Origin of the sequence: Salipiger sp. HF18 (genome assembly GCF_011806505.1) — a bacterium.
GTDB lineage: Bacteria > Pseudomonadota > Alphaproteobacteria > Rhodobacterales > Rhodobacteraceae > Salipiger > Salipiger thiooxidans.
On sequence record NZ_JAATOS010000563.1, the window covers coordinates 1 to 2,427 of the forward strand.

The following is a 2,427-nucleotide window of genomic DNA, read 5'->3' on the forward strand; positions in this document are numbered from 1 at the left end:
GCCTGCCCGAAGAAGACTTCTCACGGATCGTCAATCTCGGCCTGCCGCAAGAGCTCGAGCAGATCGAGGCGACACGGTACGATCCCGATGGCGGGACATTTGATGACAGTGCAGCTCCGTTCGAGCGGCCTGTGCTTGAGCGTCTCACCCGACGCCCGTATCGCGACGTGGCATTCCGTCGGAAGGTGCGGGAGGCATATGGCTATCGCTGCGCCTTGTCCGGCCTCATGCTTCGCAACGGCGGTGGCAGGCCCGAAGTTCAGGCCGCGCATATCAGGCCTGTAGACAAACAGGGCAGCGACTCGGTTCGGAACGGTCTGGCCCTGTCCGGGACGCTACACTGGATGTTCGACCGTGGTCTTATCTCGATCGCGGATGATTGCGAGACGATCCTGGTCTCGCACAACAAGGTGCCCGGTGACGTGGTGAGCCGTCTGCTGTCGCCGGACGGTCGTCTGTTGAAGCCGGAGGATCCGCGCGACGCGCCGCATCCCGAGAACCTCAAGTGGCACCGCGAAAACGTGTTCGGTCGGGTGCTGACGGATGAGCCGGCCCCCTGGGGCTGAGGTTTGCCCGCATCACGACCGGCTTAACGGAGCTTCGCCGGTGTCGATGAGAGCCTAGCTTGCCTTCGGCCTCCGCATCCGGGCGGGGCCGGGGGCGAGGATGTAGAGGGCGAGGCTGACGACGACGATGGCGCCGCCGGTCAGCATCCGCGACGTCGGGGCCTCGCCGAGGGCCATCCAGACCCAGAGCGGGCCCAGCACGGTCTCGAGCAGCATCAGGAGGCTCACGTTCGCCGCCTGCGTGTGGCGCGAGGCCGACGAAAGGGCAAAGAACGAGGCGGGCAGGATCAGCAGCCCGGTGACGAGGATCGCCGGCACGTTGCCCTCGGTCATCCGCGATGGCCCCGTCAGGACGAGCCCCATGATCCCGGCGAGAAACGCGCCGGTTCCGAGCGCCGGCAAGAGCGGCAGCTCGGGTGCGCGGCGCAGGGTGACGAAGGTGGTGGCGAGCGCGAGGGCCACGCCCAGCCCGCAGAGCGCGCCGATCAGTGCGGCCCGGTTGACCGCGAGGTCTCCCTTGCCCGAGACGGCGACGGCGATGCCCACGGCCACCGCCGCGATGGCGGCCCATGTGGCGCGGCTCGCGGGTTCGGCCAGAAGCACGCGCGACAGCAATGCCGCCCAGACCGGCGTGGTCGCGACCGCGAGCAGCACCACCGCCACCGGGGCCGCCCCGATGCCGAGCGGGAAGAGCATCGCGTTGAGGAACTGCGACAGGATCAGCACCGCCCCCACCGGGCGCAGCAGGCGCCGGATGCCGCCGGGATCGCGCACGAGCAGCAGCCACGCGCCCCAGAACACCGCCCCCACGCAGAGCCCGCGCCAGCCCAGCATCTGCCAGCCGTCCATGCCAGAGAGCCGCATCAGCACCGCGTCGGGCGTCAGGACAAGCGCACCGAACGCGGCGAGCGCGATGCCGTAGCGGGGGGAACGGGACATGGCGGACCTTCGAAAGACGTGACGGCGCCCCGCCGAACGTGCCGGACGGGGCGGTTTCCGGGGACAGTCTTGGGTCAGCGGTAGAGCGGTATCGACCGCAATGGTCATCAGCGAGGCGGCGTAGACCTGCGTCTTCTGCGCCTCCGGCGTGTCGCGGGCCAGCGCCTCGGGATCGACCGGCGCGGCAAGCTGGGCCTCGACGAAGGCGATGTCCTCCTCAGAGGCGGCCTCGCCGATGGTGTCGAGCAGACGCGCCTTCTCGGCCGCGTCGATCTCGCCGTCGGCCTTGGCGGCCTGGATCATGGCGCGGAGCATGAGGCCCGCGGCCTCTTCGGCCTGCGCCGAGCCGCCGGCGGCATTGAACTGGTCGATCATGCTGCCGATGCCCTTGCCGCCCATGGCCGAGGCCCCACCGGCAGCGGCGAGGATGCTCGCCATCCCGGCACCGGCGCCTTCCGCGCCGGTTCCGCCGCCAAGTCCCGCGCCCGCCAGCATGGCGCCGAGCCCGCCGCGCTGCATCTGCTCCATCATGTCCTGCAGCGGGTTGGACGCGCCACCCGACATCATCCGGCCCATCTGCGCCTGTTGCGCGGTGCCGGGCTCGCTGCCCTTGAGCTGCGCCTTGCCTCCCGTCAGGGCGCCGAGCCCCTGACCGCCCGACAGCCGGTCGACGCCGCGCGCCGCGGCATAGCCCATGGCGAGCTTCGCAAGGGTTCCCATCATACTCATCTGCGCATCCTCCCAATCATCTCTCCCGGTGCCGTGCGGCACCCTCAAGCCTCAGCTTGTCAGATAGAGCGGCGTGGCGCGAAGGGAAAATCTCGCGATCAGTGCGCTTGACCTTGGCAGCGCGCCGGTGGAGAGCAGGTGCATGGAAGCACGCAGAACGATGGACGCCGCAGGGGCGCTGGGACTGGTGGGG

General features: G+C 69.7%; 2 protein-coding genes and 1 pseudogene. 1 reads left to right on the top strand and 2 read right to left on the bottom strand.

Going from position 1 to position 2,427, the window contains the following annotated elements:
• Positions 1-566: HNH endonuclease (locus tag HC022_RS24115; protein WP_175583718.1), on the top strand; the 566-nt coding region annotated here is incomplete at its 5' end.
• A 54-nt stretch (positions 567-620) separates the two neighbouring features.
• Here HC022_RS24115 and HC022_RS24120 read toward each other — a convergent pair.
• Both HC022_RS24120 and HC022_RS29485 read right to left on the bottom strand, forming a co-directional pair.
• The gene (locus HC022_RS24120) at positions 621-1,505 is read right to left on the bottom strand and encodes a DMT family transporter (protein WP_167454089.1); all 885 of its coding nucleotides are present in this window, start codon (positions 1,503-1,505) and stop codon (positions 621-623) included.
• 96 nt (positions 1,506-1,601) lie between these two features.
• Positions 1,602-2,234 (bottom strand): annotated as a pseudogene (locus HC022_RS29485) (tellurite resistance TerB family protein); the annotation flags it as partial.
• Between the last annotated feature and the right edge of the window lie 193 nt (positions 2,235-2,427).

Coding starts and splice junctions, on each gene's coding strand:
- HC022_RS24120 (WP_167454089.1), bottom strand. CDS start 1,505: ATGTCCCGTTCCCCCCGCTACGGCATCGCGCTCGCCGCGTTCGGTGCG.